This is a genomic window from Aeromonas salmonicida subsp. salmonicida (assembly GCF_001643305.1).
Classification (GTDB): domain Bacteria; phylum Pseudomonadota; class Gammaproteobacteria; order Enterobacterales; family Aeromonadaceae; genus Aeromonas; species Aeromonas salmonicida.
Map to the genome: position 1 here is coordinate 1 of NZ_LSGW01000086.1, position 16,624 is coordinate 16,624.

At 59.0% G+C, this 16,624-nt stretch carries 10 protein-coding genes; 4 read left to right on the forward strand and 6 right to left on the reverse strand.

Annotated features, from left to right (window positions below; genetic code table 11):
• Positions 1-674, reverse strand: a 674-nt coding sequence (locus AXW79_RS16240; RefSeq protein WP_063968080.1) for a sensor domain-containing diguanylate cyclase, incomplete at its 3' end; no start/stop codon positions are given.
• Between the two features lie 498 nt (positions 675-1,172).
• Here AXW79_RS16240 and glnK point away from each other — a divergent pair.
• From glnK to AXW79_RS16255, 3 genes are all read left to right on the forward strand, one after another.
• The gene (gene glnK / locus AXW79_RS16245) at positions 1,173-1,511 is read left to right on the forward strand and encodes a P-II family nitrogen regulator (RefSeq protein ID WP_005316576.1); all 339 of its coding nucleotides are present in this window, start codon (positions 1,173-1,175) and stop codon (positions 1,509-1,511) included.
• Between the two features lie 25 nt (positions 1,512-1,536).
• Complete coding sequence (locus AXW79_RS16250) at positions 1,537-2,778, forward strand: ammonium transporter (RefSeq protein WP_011899195.1); 1,242 nt, start codon at positions 1,537-1,539, stop codon at positions 2,776-2,778.
• Between the two features lie 602 nt (positions 2,779-3,380).
• Entirely contained in the window at positions 3,381-4,013 is a 633-nt protein-coding gene (locus AXW79_RS16255; protein WP_005316583.1) for a porin family protein, read from the forward strand.
• 265 nt (positions 4,014-4,278) lie between these two features.
• On the opposite strand, the gene AXW79_RS16260 is transcribed toward AXW79_RS16255, so the two are convergent.
• The gene (locus tag AXW79_RS16260; protein ID WP_225854277.1) at positions 4,279-5,283 is read right to left on the reverse strand and encodes an AraC family transcriptional regulator; all 1,005 of its coding nucleotides are present in this window, start codon (positions 5,281-5,283) and stop codon (positions 4,279-4,281) included.
• A gap of 57 nt (positions 5,284-5,340) precedes the next feature.
• Between AXW79_RS16260 and AXW79_RS16265 the strand changes: the two genes are divergently transcribed.
• Positions 5,341-5,739 (forward strand): VOC family protein, encoded by a 399-nt coding sequence (locus tag AXW79_RS16265; protein WP_005316589.1) that lies wholly within the window; start codon positions 5,341-5,343, stop codon positions 5,737-5,739.
• Between the two features lie 227 nt (positions 5,740-5,966).
• Here AXW79_RS16265 and AXW79_RS23820 read toward each other — a convergent pair whose 3' ends face one another.
• From AXW79_RS23820 to recC, 4 genes are all read right to left on the reverse strand, one after another.
• Complete coding sequence (locus AXW79_RS23820; protein WP_227534397.1) at positions 5,967-6,803, reverse strand: pentapeptide repeat-containing protein; 837 nt, start codon at positions 6,801-6,803, stop codon at positions 5,967-5,969.
• 711 nt (positions 6,804-7,514) lie between these two features.
• On the reverse strand, positions 7,515-9,578 hold the full coding sequence (recD, locus tag AXW79_RS16270; protein WP_005316594.1) for an exodeoxyribonuclease V subunit alpha: 2,064 nt from the start codon (positions 9,576-9,578) through the stop codon (positions 7,515-7,517).
• Positions 9,575-13,195: an exodeoxyribonuclease V subunit beta gene (recB, locus tag AXW79_RS16275; protein ID WP_005316597.1), complete on the reverse strand. Its 3,621-nt coding sequence runs from the start codon at positions 13,193-13,195 to the stop codon at positions 9,575-9,577. Before recB ends, recD begins: the two co-directional genes overlap by 4 nt.
• The gene (gene recC / locus AXW79_RS16280) at positions 13,195-16,599 is read right to left on the reverse strand and encodes an exodeoxyribonuclease V subunit gamma (RefSeq protein WP_005316602.1); all 3,405 of its coding nucleotides are present in this window, start codon (positions 16,597-16,599) and stop codon (positions 13,195-13,197) included. Before recC ends, recB begins: the two co-directional genes overlap by 1 nt.
• Positions 16,600-16,624 lie beyond the last annotated feature (25 nt).

The following is a 16,624-nucleotide window of genomic DNA, read 5'->3' on the forward strand; positions in this document are numbered from 1 at the left end:
CTGTCATTGATCTGCTTGAAGTCATCCACGTCCATGGCGATCACCGACAACGGCTGATGAAAGCGCTTGGCCCGTTCGCACTCCATCTGAATATCCCGCTCAAGCCGATAACGGCTGGCGGCGCCGGTCAGGGCATCGGTTTCTGCCAACTGGCGGTTCTCTTCCGCTTTTTGCTGCAAGGTCGCATTGAGCTGCACCAACTCGGCCGTGCGTTTGGCGATCAGCTGCTCCAGTGAATGGTTGCGTGACTCGAGCTGTTCATAGAGCAACTTGCGAGCATGGATATTGCGGTGGGCGCCTATCATGCGCGCCACTGAACCATCCGGATTACGCGCTATGATATGGCCGCAATCCTCGATCCAGATGTAGCTGCCATCCTGACAGCGGCAGCGGTACTCGACCCGATAGTCGGGCGCTGAACCACTCAGATAGGCATCGAAGCAGGCCATCACCCGCGCAATGTCGTCGGGGTGAATCACCCCCTCCCAGGTGAAAACGTTGTTGCCAAGGGAGTGGGGCTCATAGCCCAGCATCAGATACCAGCCTGGGTTGCGATAAACGAAGCCGGTGTTGGCATTCCAGTCCCAGATCCCGTCGCTGACCACCTCCAGAATGCCGTGCACTACGGCTTCACTGACGTCCGAGATCCTGATCGTGTCACTCTCTTGCAGCATAGAGACCATCCTTGTTCTTCTGCCCCGCACAGTGGCGAGGATGCTCAAGCCCGATTGTTGAATAAACAGCGGAGGGAGAACTATCACCCGAAACCTTGCCCACCGCTCTTTGCCCGCCCAGACCTGCCCTGCTATTGGCCATATTATCGGCAGAAATCAGGTTCGTATGAACAACGGCTGCAACCAGTGTGGTTCAGGTTATTGCGTCTGTCCGGTTATAAATCCGGGATGACGCAGGCAAGGCCATGAGCCATGCACACCCAGTCGACAAAGGACTCATCCAGCCGAGCCAGGGACGCCCCCCTGCGGCTGCGTTTCAGTAGGTGGCGATAATTGCACCAATGAGGGGCACCTCTTTGGCGCGGCTCTGTCCAGATTGGGTAAACATCACGCTATATGGGCTAGAGACAAACTTAAGGCATTGAAAATAAACACTAATACTTTTGGCTCACTAATTGCTTTGATCAGGCTCAACCACCAAAGGATTGGGGAAGCTGCATGAAACTGATCACCGCCATTATCAAGCCATTCAAACTGGATGACGTTCGCGAAGCCATCGCCAGTCTCGGCGTCGAGGGGCTGACCGTCTCCGAGGTCAAGGGCTTCGGTCGCCAGAAGGGGCACACCGAACTCTATCGCGGAGCCGAATACCAGGTCGATTTCCTGCCCAAGGTAAAGCTGGAGATCGCCACCCTGGCCGACAACGTCGAGCACATCATCGAAGCCATATGCAAGGCCGCCTACACCGGCAAGATCGGTGACGGCAAGATTTTCGTCTATGACCTGCAGGCTGCCGTGCGGATCCGCACCGGCGAGACTGACGCAGAAGCCCTTTGATACAACAGGAACCGAGGAACACAACATGGAAGAGTTGATCAAGTCCGTTTCAGAGCTGCGCTATGCGCTCGATACCTTCTATCTGCTGATATCCGGCGTGCTGGTCATGTGGATGGCCGCCGGTTTTTCCATGCTCGAGGCCGGGCTGGTACGCGCCAAAAATACCACTGAGATCCTGACCAAGAATATTCTGCTCTATGCCATTGCCTGCATCATGTTCCTGCTGGTTGGCTACAACATCATGTACGTGGACAACGCGGCCGGTGGCTGGTTGCCAAGCTTCGGCAGCCTGATCGGCACCCAGGCTGATGATGCCGGTCACTCACTGCACTCCGACTTCTTCTTCCAGGTGGTGTTCGTGGCGACCGCTACCTCCATCGTCTCGGGGGCCGTGGCCGAGCGGATGAAACTCTGGTCCTTCCTGCTGTTCTGCGTGGTGATGACGGGCGTCATCTATCCGATGGAAGGGTACTGGACCTGGGGCGGCGGCTTCCTCAAAGAGGCCGGTTTCTCCGACTTCGCAGGCTCAGGCATAGTGCATTTGGCCGGTGCCGCCGCCGCCCTCGCCGCCGTGCTGCTGCTCGGTGCCCGCCGCGGCAAATATGGCAAGCAGGGTGAGATCTACCCCATCCCGGGTTCCAACCTGCCGCTGGCAACCCTGGGTACCCTGATCCTCTGGATGGGCTGGTTCGGCTTCAACGGTGGCTCTCAGCTGGTGCTCTCCACCGCTGCCGACGCTACCGCCATCGGCACAGTGTTCGTCAACACCAATGCCGCAGCGGCAGCCGGTGTGGTCGGCGCCCTGCTGGTCAGCAAGCTCACCTGGGGCAAGGCGGATCTCACCATGATCCTCAACGGCGCTCTCGGCGGCCTGGTTGCCATCACGGCCGATCCCGCCTCCCCCAGCCCCCTGTTCGCCAGCCTGATCGGTGCCTTGGCCGGCGCCCTGGTGGTCTACGCCATCGTCGCCTTCGATCGCCTGAAGATTGATGATCCGGTCGGCGCCATCTCGGTACACGGTGTCTGCGGCCTGTTCGGCCTGATGGTAGTGCCCCTCTCCAACGAGAGCGCCACCTTCTCGGCCCAGCTGCTGGGTGCGGCCGTCATCTTCGGCTGGGTGTTTGGTGCCTCCCTCATCGTCTGGGGCCTGCTCAAGGCCACCATGGGGCTGCGAGTCAGCGAAGAGGAAGAGATGATGGGAGTCGACGTGCACGAATGCGGTATCGATGCCTACCCCGAGTTCGTCACCGTCAAATCCAGCATCTGATCGACTGAACAAGCACAATGCAACAGGGCCGGAGGCAAACCTCCGGCCCTGTTTTTTATCGCCAGAAACGGGTGCTGTGTGGATATCCTGGGTGCGCAGTGCCATGCACCCTCGTCATGCCCCAGTGAGGCCAATGGCAAAAATGTGTTCAACACAGGGCAAAGGTGCGCTGTTTATCGGGCTTGAGACACTCTGTGGGATTGAACGAATAACCGCCATCATGCCCATGATGACCTCTGTTTACATTCGCACAATAAACAAACCAACGATCAAAATGTCATTACCGACAGATGAAGAAAATATTCAATAAAATCAGATTTGTGCCATTCAAATTCGCCCCTGCCATTATATCTTGCCAGCCCACCTTGTTTTTATTTATATAAATAAAGCTAAAACTCTAAATGAGTCACTTATTGAGCATGATGTTCTGCCATTATTTTCCATAATATAAAAACCCATGATGACAATGGGTTGTTATTGCCGAATGCACTGACTATAATCCGCGGCCCCCCAGCAATGGCGGATAAAGGGAATATAAATAAACTTCATGGATAGAGGTATTTCAACCACGCAGAGTTCACGCATACAGGAATAATTTATCCATGAATACCTTCAATAAAGCGCTCGTTTTCTCCCTGCTCGGTCTGGGTATCAGCACTGCCGCTTGTGCAGAAGGCTGGTATGCAGGGCTGGATCTGATCACCTCCAAGGCAGATCTGGATGGCATGGCGCAGCAAGCGTATGACGCCAAATTGATGGACGATCGTCTCGATGGCGGTAGTCTGATCGTGGGTTACAGCTTCAAACCCTGGCTGGCCATCGAAGGTGGCCTGCATGCCCAGCAGATGAGCCAGCTGATGTGGATCACCAGCTCGGTGGCCACCGGCTTTGTTGATACCACCATAGACACCCGCAGCATCAGCTTGGCCGCCAAGTTCAGTCAGCCGCTGGCATATGGCTTCTCTGCCTACGCCAAACCCGGCCTCGCCTATACCCGCACCGAAGTCGAAGTGATTGGCAACGGCAGCATACCCGCGCTGGGAGTGAACGAGCAGGGTCGTATCGACGAAGCGAAAGGCCGGGTTCACCCCAACCTGGAAGTCGGTTTCGACTATGCCTTCAACAGCAGCATCTCTGCCGGTATCGGCTATGAGCGTCAATTCAGCGCCCTGACACTGGGTGACGATCACCACTCAATGGATACGTTCAAGCTGGGTCTTCGTTACCACTTCTAAGTTATCTTGTTCCTCAGGGGGAGATCTCCCCCTGCTTTTCCCGCCAATGGATCTTCTCTCCCGGTTTCCATCCGCCAGAATATAAGTCAAATCCGCCATTCAGATTATTTGACGATCTATATCCAAATCCGGTAATGGCTTTGTTACCTGATCCGCGCCGATATTCACCCTACTTATTCCCCCCATGTTTCACCCATGTTTGGGCATCTCATTAGATGCGGGCCAATATAGCTCAGTTGCCGCGCCAAATGGTGCCAGACAACCCCTATTTCGCTATTTCCCGATCAGGTCTGTGCGCCGCTGCTTCTATCGACTCAGTGCCGCCTCTCCGTGCGGATCCGGCTTTAAATGCGGGATGGTGCAGATTTCGATAATGGCTGGGAGCCAGACCCTGCTGGCGCTTGAAGGCGGTGGAAAAGTGATACTCGTTCTTGAAGCCGCACAACTGGGCCACCTGTTTCACCGAGTCGCCGCCGCTGGCCAGCAAGAGGGCGGCTCGTTGCAAGCGCAGCCGTTGCAGCAAGGCCATGGGGGCCAATGCAAAGTGCTGCTGACAGAGACGATAGAGCTGGCGCTGCGAGAGATGCAGGGCGTCTGCCATCCGCCCTATGTCCCAGCACTCGGTCAGGGATTCTTTGAGCATCAACTCGAGACGCAGGGCCTGCCGCTCGCCGCGGCTCTGCCCTTCTCCCTTTTGCAGCAGGCGGCGCAGATAAAAACCGAGTTGTTCTACCAGCAGCGCACTGAGCCGCGGGTCCTGGTGGCGCTCCTGCTCCGCATAGAGGTTCTCGATAGTGCGAAGCAGGGTTCCCTGCTGGGAGGTACATCCCAGCCTGGGGTGGCTGGCGAAGGCATCCCAGGGGGAATCCTTGTGCAGCAGCAGCCACACCAGATCCCAGTCGCCACTCGCCGCCGGTTGTGGCTCCAGCGCTGGCAACTGCCTCTCCGGTAATAGCGTCTCTGGTAGCTGATAGCAGAGCGGCTGGCCCGCCGGGATCAGGGCCCACTCCCCGACTTGCAGCCGCTCAAGACGATCGCCAATCAACACCTCCCCCTCTCCCCCCAGGGTGAGCAGAAAACAGTGCACGTCCTCAAAGCAACGCTCGATCCTGTAGTGGGTGCGCAGGCGAGAATAGCCCGCCAGCCATACCTGCTCTTGGGCAAGGGCGGGCAACAGGCTGTCACAGCAGATCTGTTCGCGGCAGTCGGGGGAGACATCAATGACTTCAGGATTGGCAGTTTCAGACATCATCAGGACGGGCTCAGCCATGTCGAACATTCAAGGCCCAGCATAGCATTAAGGGCATCAAGTCAAAGGAGACCAGCCATGCACATACATCACGTCGCCATCTGGGCACAGGATCTGGAGGCGCTCAAGGCATTCTACTGCACCCTGTTTGGCGGGCAGGCCAATGAGCGATACCACAATCCGGTCAAACAGTTTTCGTCCTACTTCGTGCGCTTCGAGGGGGGCGCCAGTCTGGAGCTGATGCACAGCCCCATCCTCTTTCCGGCAGATCTCAGCCTGCCGCACCCGCTGCAGGGGCTGGCCCATATCGCCTTCTCCCTCGGCAGTGTGGAGGAGGTGGACAAGATGACAGCCCGCCTCAAGCTGCTCAAGGGCGCCGAGGTCAAACACCTGGACGGCCCCCGCTGGACCGGCGACGGCTATTACGAAAGCACCTTTCTGGATCCCGAAGGCAACCGGCTGGAGCTGACAGTTTAGCCCCTTGATTGGCCCCTCATCCAGATCCTCTCCGTAGGTTCGATTAGCAAAGCGTAATCGGACGGCGGTAACGACATTGCGCCCTTCTCCCGCTTATATCAAAAGGAGGAGAAGGGCTGGGGATGAAGGGAAGGAAAAAAGAGATTACGCGGTAAACGTTGGGCTTCGCTGAGCCTGCAAAACCCAACATACGAAATACCTTCAGAGAGAAGGCTTTACAATATTTCTCATATGGAATCATCCATAATTTTTGATGTAAATTGACGCACGTACCTACAGCCATCTTTATTAAAGTAATCATGAATATTTTCTGCGTAGCGCTCATTCGTCAAGTTATATCCAGACAATATGGAGTACAGACTAAACTTCTTAGTTATTGATAATTCATGACCCGTGCAAAAATATTTTGAAAGTTTTTCCTTTGCAATAATCTCATCCTTTTTAAAAACTTTACCAGTGTTATCATTGGCTTCCCCAGATGTAAAAACATATGATATTTTTTGATTGGAAAAATTATTCAGACTAAAACTGGAATCGAAAAGACCAATTGCATTAAAGTCATTATCATAAAGCTTTGAGTGTTCTATGTTGGAACCATAGAATTGAGAACCTAGAAAGGTACTTCCAATTAATATGCTATTTCTAATTTGTGTATCACTAAAAATAGAACCGATTAGATGAGTGTTGTTGAAAATAACAGATTCAATATTGGAATTGAAGAATGAGCTGCCATCCAGAACAGACATGGAAAAATTAACCCCATGCAGGTTTGTGTTGACAAAATTTGTTCCCATCAGTCTTGCAAAACTAAGATTTGCACCAGATAAATCTGAATCATGAGCCCAAACTCTAGGTATAGACTGGCCCCATAAATCCAAATATTTCAAGCTTCTTGACCTTAAATCCAATGAAATTGAACGTGATATATTATATACATCCTCATGATATCCAGTCATAAGCGCAAAGCTATTAGCATTTTCATCGGGAGTATAAATTTTCTCTGTTCGATCTATTTTAATATGCGGAATAAACCATACTGTCCCCCCATCTTCATCATCTAACAAAGCTGAATTTTGCTTTATATAAAAAATCGGAGAGAAACTTGAGCTGATGAATATTGTATCTACACAGATGTATAAATGTAATGTCATGCACACTAAAAGTAGTTTATGAAAACTTTTCCTATAATCATCCCTATATAAATGCAATGTAGATTTGTAATTTTTCCCACATGAATATAAACAGATAACAAATGCCATAAGCTGTAGCAAAAAATACACTTTACTTTGATAGTCTGACAGCCTAATTAATAGCAAGTAAGTTGTGAGTGGCCCACTAAAGAAAACCGAAAAAATGACAACACATCTCAATATAATAGTGTTCGTGTCATTTTTTATTTTAAAAGAAAAAATAGACTTTGATGGCGATCGTACGATTTTGCATCGCCACTCCATAAGATAATATTCTCGTGATATGTAAATTGAGATTATAGATATAACAAAAGAGCTAAATATCAAAAAGCCTACAACTGACGTTTGTGTATTTATTATAGGTATATTAAAACCTTTTTGTGTATTAATAAATGCGCATCGGAAATAGAAAATAAATTCAGTAAAATAAATGCCTGCACTAAGCAATACGTTGTGAAAATTTTTACAAAATTAGCCTCATCACCTGAGATCGTTTCTGTTGATGTATTCTTACTTCGATTCAACATATTTATACTCTAATCGCTAAATAAAAGGCGGTAAATCCCTTTACCGCCGTCCCATCACTCACTCCCCCAACCTCTCCGCCAATCCGGAATAACGCTCGGTCTTTTTCCGTACCGCTTGTGCCAGCAGGGCGCGATCGCCGTAGAGATCGAGGCACGCCTTGGCCCGGGTGATGCCGGTATAGACCAGCTCGCGGGTCAAAAGCGGGCTAGGGCTGTCGGGCAGCACCAGCACTGTATGGGCAAACTCCGAGCCCTGGGATTTGTGGATGGTCATGGCGTAGACAGTCTCGTGAGGTGGCAGGCGGCTGGGCAAGAGTGCCCGCAGGGTGCCATCCGGCTGCTCAAACCATACCTTGAGGCGACCAGTTTCATCGGGCAGACAGAGCCCCATATCGCCGTTGTAGAGGCCAACCCCGTGGTCGTTGCGCACCACCATCACAGGGCGACCGGCATACCAGTCACCGTCGCGGGCGATCAGCCCGGCCCGTGACAGGGCCAGTTCGAGGCGCTCGTTAAGACCCAACACCCCGAACGGGCCATCGCGCAGGGCGCAGAGGATCTGGAAGCTGTTGAATGCCTTGAACACGGTCGCGGGCTCCTCCCCTGCGCGGGCCGCCTTAAGATAAGCGCCGTAACCGGCCACCCCCTGGGCAATCAGGGCGTTGTAAGCCTCCCCGACCCAGGGGTGCAGGCTGATATCGGCAAAGCCCATACCCCAGACTGATTCCACCGCAGTGGCATCGCCGCTGTTGCAGGCGCGCGCCAGCTGGCCGATGCCGGAGTGCTGATCAAAGCGCCAGCTCTTGGCCAGCAGGCAGAGGCTGTCACGCACCGGTGCCCCCGCTGGTGTGCCCTGCAAGCGGTAGCCGGTCTGGCGGGAGAGCCAATCCGCCTGCGCGGGGCTGATGCCCTGTTCGATAAAGCTGCAGATATCGCCGAGCACGGCCCCCGCCTCCACCGAGGCGAGCTGATCCTTGTCGCCGAGCAGGATCAGGCGGGCGTGGCTGGGCAGCGCATCGAGCAGGCGCGCCATCATGGGCAGGTCGACCATGGAGGCCTCATCCACCACCAGCAAGTCGAGGTGCAGCGGGTTGCCTGCGTGGTGGCGGAACTGGCTGCGCCCCGGGATCACACCGAGCAGCCGGTGCAAGGTGCCCGCTTCGGTGGGGATGGCTTCCACCCACTCGGGGGGCAAGTCCAGCGCCTGCAGGGCAGAGCCGATACTCTCGGTGAGACGCGCCGCCGCCTTGCCGGTGGGGGCCACCAGCCGGATCGCCGGGGCCTTGCCCGCTTGCAGGCCGGTCTCCACCAGAATGGCGAGCAGTTTGGCCACAGTCGTGGTCTTGCCGGTGCCGGGGCCGCCGGAGATCACGGCAAAGGGGCGCGCCGCCGCGGTAGCCGCCGCCAGCTTCTGGCCGTTGCAACAGAGCGCCTCGGGCACCAGCGCATCCAGCTGGTCAAGATCGCTCGCCGCCTGCGCGCTGGCCAACAGCCCTTCGATGGCGGGCCAATCCACTTCGCTCGGGAACACCAGGTCGAGATACTTCTCGATAAAGTGGCGGGCCGAGAAGTCGGGGGCTAGGCGGGCTTTCAGCAGCGCCCCGAACACCAGCCCGTAGTCGCGGGCAAACAGCCGCGACAGGGCCGGGGCTATCTCCGGCCATTCGGCTCTTTCACTCAAGGCTCGCAGATGGCGGGCCACCCCCTGTTCGTGATCGTGGTAGCGGGTGAGGTAGAGCCGCCCGTGCCACAGCCGCAGCGGCCAGCGCGGAGCGAGCCCGTCATCCTGCTCGGTACCAACGAGCGGGCTTGCCGCAAACAGGGCGGGCCAGCGGGCAGGATCCGCCAGATCAGCCAGCAGATCCCTACTCTGCTGGGGATCCAGCCCGAACGGGCGCAATGATCCGGCAGCCAGCATCTCAAGCTGCAGGCAGACGTGGCCGCGCCCCAGCTCGAAGCAGGTGAGCGCCGCCCCCAACACCAGCTCGGGGCTGCCGCCAAGATCGGCCACCAGCTTGGCAAATTGCAGATCCAGCTGGCGGATACGCCCCGCCAGCGCCAGTGCTTTCAACCGTTCGATCATGATGGTGCTGGTCGCCGTGCTGATCATGGTGTCGCTCATGCCTCTACCTCGTTCAATGGGTGGGATCCCGCTGCTGGCGACTCACTGCCTGCGCTAAACAACCGATCCAGCCCCAACACCAGTTCACGGCTCGGGCGGGTATGGAAAATGCCCCCCTGCGGCATGCCGCGCAGGAACAGATAGAAGACACCGCCAAAATGCTGCTCGAAGTCGTAGCCCGGCAGGCGCAGGGTGAGCAGCCGGTGCAGCGCCAGCGAGTAGAGCAGGTATTGCAGGTCGTAGCGATGCTCGGCCATGGCCCGCTCCAGCGCCGGTCGGCTGTAATCGGCCGGGCTCATGCCGAGGTGGTTTGATTTGTAGTCGAGCAGATACCAGCGCCCCTGCCACTCGAACACCAGATCGATAAAGCCCTTGAGCATCCCCTGCACTGTGGCAAAGCTCAGCGGCTTGTTGCCCCGCGACAGCGGGTCGTGCTGCTGGCAAAGCGCGGTCAGCGCCGGCGCCGTCACTCGCCCCATGGGCAGGAAGAACTCCAGCTCCACCTGTTTACGCTCGGGCGCCAGATCCCGCAGTCGCACCGGCTCGCCAAAGCCTGTTTCAAGCGGGGTATCGAGCACAGCCTCCACCTGCTGTTGCAGCACGGGCGCCCAGTCCTCGTCGAAGCCATCCTGCGCCAGCAGGGCAGCGATATGGTGTGACAGCGACTCGCCAGCGGCACTCTGAAAATCGATGGTCTCGAACAGGCTGTGGAGCAGGGTGCCGGGACGCGCCCCCTTCGGGAAGGTGAAGATGGAGGGCTCAGGCGCTGCCACCTCCCCCGACTCGGCCAGCAAGGCAGCCGCGCTCGCCGACTCTGTGGCTACCTCGTCATCGAAGCCGGGATTGGCGAGCACCCCCTTGCTGTGACCATTTCCTTGCGCCGCCAGACCCGAGTAGGAGCTGATCCACCAGTCCCGCTCAAGGGAGCTGGTAAAGTGGCGCACCTGCGGCTCGCCAAGCTGCTCCTGCTCCACTGGCAGCGGGGCGGGACGGGTGAGCGAGGGCTCACCGACAGCCACCCCGGGCAGCGCCTGCGACAGCTCGGTCAAAGCGGTCGCCAGGGTTTCGGCATCTCCCTCTTCGCCCTTTTGCAGCAGATAGCCGATGGCGGTGTGGTGCAGGTCTGTCTTCTCCGACTTGCCGTTACCGGCCCGCACCGGTGCCAGCCCCAGCCAGGTGGCGTAGACGCCCCGGGTCAGCGCCACGTAGAGCAGTCGCAAGTCTTCGGCGAGGCGCTCCTTGTCCGCTTCGGCAAGCGACGAGTCGGCGCCGGTCAGGTCGAGAATGGTGCGATTGCCCGCTTCATCCGCCTCGTGATAGAGCGGGGTCTCGGCGGTTCTGTGGCTGCAGATAAAGGGCAGGAACACCAGCGGGTACTCCAGCCCCTTGGATTTGTGGATGGTGACTATCTGCACCAATTTGCGCTCGGATTCGAGGCGCAGTACCTGTTCCGCATCCTGGCCGCTCGGGCGGCTCACCGCCTCCCCCAGCCAGCGCAGCAGGGCATATTCCCCATCCAGCTCGCTGCTCACCTGTTGCAGCAGCTCAGCCAGATGAAGGAAGTTGGTCAGCCGCCGCTCCCCATAGGGGCTCGCCAGCAGGGAGGAAGCGAGATTGCGCCTGTGCAGCAGGGCCCGCAACATGGCCAGCACGCCGCGGCGGTGCCAGATCTTGCGGTACTCCATAAACTCCTGCACTGCGCTCTCCCACGCCCGCTCGTCCGAGGCTAGCGCATCGAGCGCTTTGGCATCCAGATCGAACAGCCCGGTGGCGAGCGCCGCCCGCAAGCTGCGCTCTTCGCTCGGGTTCTGGCAGGCGTGCAAAATCAGCAAAATCTCCCGCGCCTCCACCTGCTCCAGCACGCTCTCGCGGTTCGACAGATAGACGGAGGCGATGGCGAGCCGCGCCAGCTCCTGCTGCACCAGCTTGCCCTCGGCACCGGTACGCACCAGCACGGCGATATCTCCGGCCTTCACCGCCTGATCGCCTATCTGCGCCTTGCCCTCACGGGCCAGGGTCAGCAGACGGTGGATCTCGGCGGCGGTAGCGCGCGCCATCTTGCTCTGGTAATCCCCCCGATTGAAGGTGGGCTGACCCGCCAGCTGCCAGCAATGGAGCACAGGTGCGGTGGCGCCATCGAGAACAAGCGCCTTGCTCTTGCCCTGCGCCTCCACCGGCAGGAAGGGGATATCCGCTTCGTAGATAAAGGGATCCTTGGCCCGCTCAAACAGGCCGTTGACCGCGCCGACCAGCGCACTGCTGGAGCGCCAGTTACGCCCCAGGGTGTAGTGGGCGCTCACATTTCGCCGCGCCTGAATGTAGGTAAAGATGTCGGCGCCGCGAAAACCGTAGATGGCCTGTTTGGGGTCACCGATCATCAAGAGTGCCGTGTCTTTGTGACCGCCGTAAAGACGGTGGAAGATGCGGTACTGCTGGGGGTCGGTATCCTGAAATTCATCGATCATCGCCACCCGATAGGTGGCGCGAATGCGATCGCAGAGCCGCTCGCCCAGGCTGGAGCCGAGGGCCCCGTCGAGATCCTTGAGCAGGTCATCGAACGAGAGCTGATGAGCCTGCCGCTTGCTGGCCTGCATCCGGCTGCGCACCACCCTGGCCGCCCGTTGCAGGATCAGATCACGAATACCGGGGCGGCTCGCCAGCAGTTCGTCGATCTCGCTGAACAGCGGCAGGGTTGGTAACGCCTTCCCCTTGCTCAGCTTGGCCTCCAATGCTTCCTGGCCGAAGCGCTCGAGATCCTTGGGCAGGGTATAACCGCTGGTCGGATCCTGTGCCCAGTCCCCGATCTTGGCGAGCCAGCCTTCGTAGTTCTTGCCGGTATAGAGCTTGATTTGCCCCTCTGTCTGGCGGCGGATCTCGTCCCCTTGCGCCAGCCAGCCATTTTTCACCGCCTCGATACGGGCCATGGCCGCCTGATGACGAGCGGCCAGGGTCTCATCCCCCAGCGCAGGCAGTATCTCCAGCTCGCTGTTGTCGAGCCAGCTGCTCATCTCCCGCAGCAGGGCGGCGGGGCTAGGCCAGAGCGCGCGCACCGAGCTGGCGAGGGTTTTATCCACTGGATAGAACTCGGCGCGCCAGTAGTCGCTCACCGCCTGCAGCCTTAGCTGGCTGTCGTCGGTGAGAAATTCGGTTTCAAAGAGGGCGCCCGACTCGAAGGCATTCTGCGTCAGCATCCGCTGGCAGAAGCCGTGGATGGTAAAAACAGCCGCCTCGTCCATCTGCCGTTCGGCGGCCAGCAGGCGACGGGCCGCCAGTTCGTGATCCTCCACCTCTTCAAGCAGCTGGGTCAGCAGCACATCCTTGCTCTCACCACGCAAAAACGCGAGGCGCGCCTCGTGGATGCGGGCGCGGATCCGCCCGCGCAGCTCGGCGGTGGCCGCCTCGGTAAAGGTCACCACCAGGATCTCGGTCACAGAGAGCGGCCGTTCGTGGGCGCTGGGCTGACCGGCATCCGCCCCCTCTTCGATAAGCGGGCCGTGCCCCAACAGCAACCGCAGGTAGAGACCGGCTATGGTGTAGGTCTTGCCGGTACCGGCAGAGGCTTCGATCAGTCGTTCACCGTGGAGGGGAAAGCGCAGGGTATTGAGCGGGTTAGCCATTATTTCAGCTCCTCCAGGGTCTTGAGCAGCGGGGGCAGGTGCTCGCGGGCCAGCGCCTGCAACTGGCTCAGCACGGCTTCATCCAGTTCGGGGAAACAGCGGGCAACGTAAACATCCTGCCCCTCACCGGTCACCATCCAGCCGCCGTTGAAACGGGTGAGGGCCGCCTTGTCGGCGGCATCCGGTTTGTCGGGCTCCTTCTCCATCGCCTTGAGCCAATCCCAGGCCGTGTTGGGGAAAAACGGCAGCGGTCGCTTCATCCCCTGCGCCCAGAGCGCCACCAGCGCCGCCAACTTGGGCCTTGCCTCGTCGGCCGAGAGCTTGGGCAGCCGCAGACTCTGTTTGGCATCGAACAGCAGGGTGTCACCGGGGGCACAGCTCAGGGAGAGGCAGAGGTGCTGGATCCAGCCCAGCAGCAGATCCTTGCCGTTGAAGCTGCCGGGTTTCACCACCAGCAAGCGCCCCTTCTGGGTGTCGATCCACCCTTGCAGCTGGCCCTGGGCCAGGGAAATATCGATCTCCACCGCCTGTTTTTCACTGACCCAGGGGCGCAGGCGCTCCGCCAGCTTGCCCATCTCGGCGTCCAGATCGTCCAGCAGCAGGCTGCCGAACCAGCCTTGGGGCAGCAGGCCGGTGAGCTGCAACCGCTCACGCCGCACCGCACTGTCACCCTCGGCCAGATGGGAATCGAGCAGCAGGGCCTTGAGCTGGTAGTGTTGCAGACCGTCCAGCTCGAATGGCTCGCTGTCCTCGATATTGGCTTCGTTGAGTTCAAACCACACCTTGAGGCGGCGGTTGAGGAAATACTTGGCGGGCTGGCGATAGAAGCGCAGCAGCTCCGCCAGCTCCAGCCCCTGCTCTCTCCCCCATTCGGGCGGCAATGGCAGCTCGCCACTCTGGAAGTTGGCGGCACCACGCACCGGGTTAAGGGCGGGCAGCCAGTCGGCGGCATAGGTAAAGAGGCGGGACTCTGCTTCCGGATAGAAGTAGCTGCGGCTGTAGGGGGTGAGCGGGTGCTCGACCACCAGGTGCTTGAGCAGCCGCTCGCCGGAGGCCTCGTCGTCGAGACGCTCATCCCCCGCCAGCACAAAGCCCTGGCGTACATAGTCGATCAGCTCCGCCAGCAAGACGGACGGCACCTTGTCGCTGTTGTCCTGGGCGCTGAAGCCCTGATAGCTGATATAGAGCCCCTGCTGGGCGCTGAGCAGCGCCTCCAGGAAGAGGTAGCGGTCATCATCGCGGCGCGAGCGATCCCCGCGCCGCGACGCCACCGCCATCAAATCGAACCCCATGGGGGCCAGGGTGCGCGGGTAGACGCCGTCGTTCATGCCGAGCAGGCAGACCTGCTTGAAGGGGATGGAGCGCATCGGCATCAGGGTACAGAAGTTAACCTGACCAGCGAGGAAGCGCTGGCTGGAGCGGGACTCCCCCAATACCTTGCCGAGGTAATCTTGCAGCAGGTCGGCGGTGATGGGTTGATCGAAGCGAGCCTCGCCAAGCTGGGTTTGCCAGTCGGCCAGCTGGCTGCGGATCAGTTGCAGCAGGCGCTCTTCTTCCTCGTCGGCCAGATAGAAGCGATCCAGCAAATCAAGGAGGCAGGCTGACCACTCGGGCAGGCTCTGCTCACGCTGCAAACGGGGCAGAAACTCCGCCAGTGAGTCGACAAACCAGGCCAGCTTGCCAAGGGCCAGGCCCTGCTGACCTTCGATCTCGGCATAGGGCAATATGCTGGCCACAGCGCCCTGCTGCCCTGCACCATGATCGGCGCAGAACGACATGCCCGCTACCGGCTCCCCATCCCCCATGGCAAAGCCCAGCAACATGCGGCGCAGGCCGAACAACCAGCTGTTGCCGGACATGCGCGGCAGCTCAAAGCGCTCCGGGTAGGCATCATCCAGCCCCCAGCGGATGCCGGTCTCCTGCACCCAGACCCGCAACTGGTTGAACTCGTCGTCATCCAGCTCGAAGCGGCGCAGCACGGCGGGCACCTCGAGAATGGCGAGCAGCTCACCGGCGCCGAGGCGGGCGCTCGGCAGATGCAACAGGGCGAGGAAGCTTTGCAGCAGCGGGCTCTCCTGACTGGCGGCTCTGTCCGATACCGCGAAGGGGATCTGGCCCCGCGCCCCAAACACGGCCTGAATGTAAGGGCCATAGCTGTTCACGTCCGGCATCATCACCACAACGTCTTTCGGGGTGAGGGACGGGTCCCGCTCGAACAGCGCCAGCAGCCGGTCGTGCAGCACTTCGAGTTCCCGCATCGGGCCGTGGCAGGCATGGATCTGCAAGGATCCATCCGCCGGATCGATCGGGCTCTTGTGGTAGCTGCTGTCGAGATCGAACTGGCCCTCGCCCCGCGAACCCAGCTCCAGCACATCCTTCTGGATCGCGCGCAGCAGCCTGACATTGCCACTGGCGTCCACCTCGTCGATATCGACGAAGGCCTCGATTTGTGACACCTCCAGCTCCATCAGCTGGTGCAGATAGTCGCGCCCCAGCTTGCCCATGGAGGCGAGCAGCGGGTTGGCGGGGCCCTGCAGGGTGTCGAGGTCCGTGCCCGGTTTGAGCTTGTTCTCCAGCCGCGCCAGGGTTTTGCGATCGAGCAGGTCGCCCCAGTAGTAGCGGCAGGGATTGGTGACGAACAGATGCACTTCCACCTCGGGTCGGCTGCCAAGGGCCAGCAGGGCTTCCACATAGCGCGGCGGCAACGCCGAGATGCCGAACACGAAGACCCGCTGGGGCAGCTTGCCCGGCAGATCACGGGTGCGTTGCAGCTCGTGAATAAACTCCTCGTAGAGGTTGGCTCTGTGGTAGCCGCTGGGGCTCAGTGCCAGGGTGCGGGCCACCAGCTCGCGCCACAGTTCCGGCTGCCAATCCTGACCACTCACTCCGGCCAGATCCTGGCTCTCTGTTCCGACCAGCCCTTCCCCCTCTTCCCAGCGAGCGATCCAGTCAGGCCGGTAAACCAGATACTGGTCGAACAGATCCGCCACCTTCTGGCAGAGCTGCCACAGTCGAACCTGTTCGGGATCCCCGGCAGGATCTTGCTCATCCCCACCGCCCAGATAGGCGGCGAGTGGTGCGAAGGCGGGACGATCCAGCAGGGCGGGCAAAATGGTCATCAGCTGCCAGCTCATGGCGCCCTTGTTGTAGGGGCTCTGACGGGGCACATCCGCCAGCACCCGGGTGAACATCTCCCAGATGAAGCTGGCGGGCAGCGGAAATTCGATATTGGCGGCGATGCCGAATGCCTTGGCCAGTTCCAGCTTGAGCCACTGGGCCATGCCAGGACTCTGCACCAGGACCTGTTCCTGCTCGAAGGGGTGAGCGAGAGGTGCCTGCCGGATGTGGTTGACCAGCAGCTCCTTGAGCAGATCCAGCTGATTGGAGTGGTAAAGGGTAAACATGGACGACTCCCGCCAATTCAAACGA

Excerpts from the sequence above, each read along its gene's own strand:
- AXW79_RS16260 (WP_225854277.1), bottom strand. The coding sequence starts at position 5,283 with ATGGCTGAGCCCGTCCTGATGATGTCTGAAACTGCCAATCCTGAAGTC.
- recD (WP_005316594.1), bottom strand. The coding sequence starts at position 9,578 with ATGAGCGACACCATGATCAGCACGGCGACCAGCACCATCATGATCGAA.
- recC (WP_005316602.1), bottom strand. The coding sequence starts at position 16,599 with ATGTTTACCCTTTACCACTCCAATCAGCTGGATCTGCTCAAGGAGCTG.
- recB (WP_005316597.1), bottom strand. The coding sequence starts at position 13,195 with ATGGCTAACCCGCTCAATACCCTGCGCTTTCCCCTCCACGGTGAACGA.
- glnK (WP_005316576.1), top strand. The coding sequence starts at position 1,173 with ATGAAACTGATCACCGCCATTATCAAGCCATTCAAACTGGATGACGTT.
- AXW79_RS16265 (WP_005316589.1), top strand. The coding sequence starts at position 5,341 with ATGCACATACATCACGTCGCCATCTGGGCACAGGATCTGGAGGCGCTC.
- AXW79_RS16255 (WP_005316583.1), top strand. The coding sequence starts at position 3,381 with ATGAATACCTTCAATAAAGCGCTCGTTTTCTCCCTGCTCGGTCTGGGT.
- AXW79_RS16250 (WP_011899195.1), top strand. The coding sequence starts at position 1,537 with ATGGAAGAGTTGATCAAGTCCGTTTCAGAGCTGCGCTATGCGCTCGAT.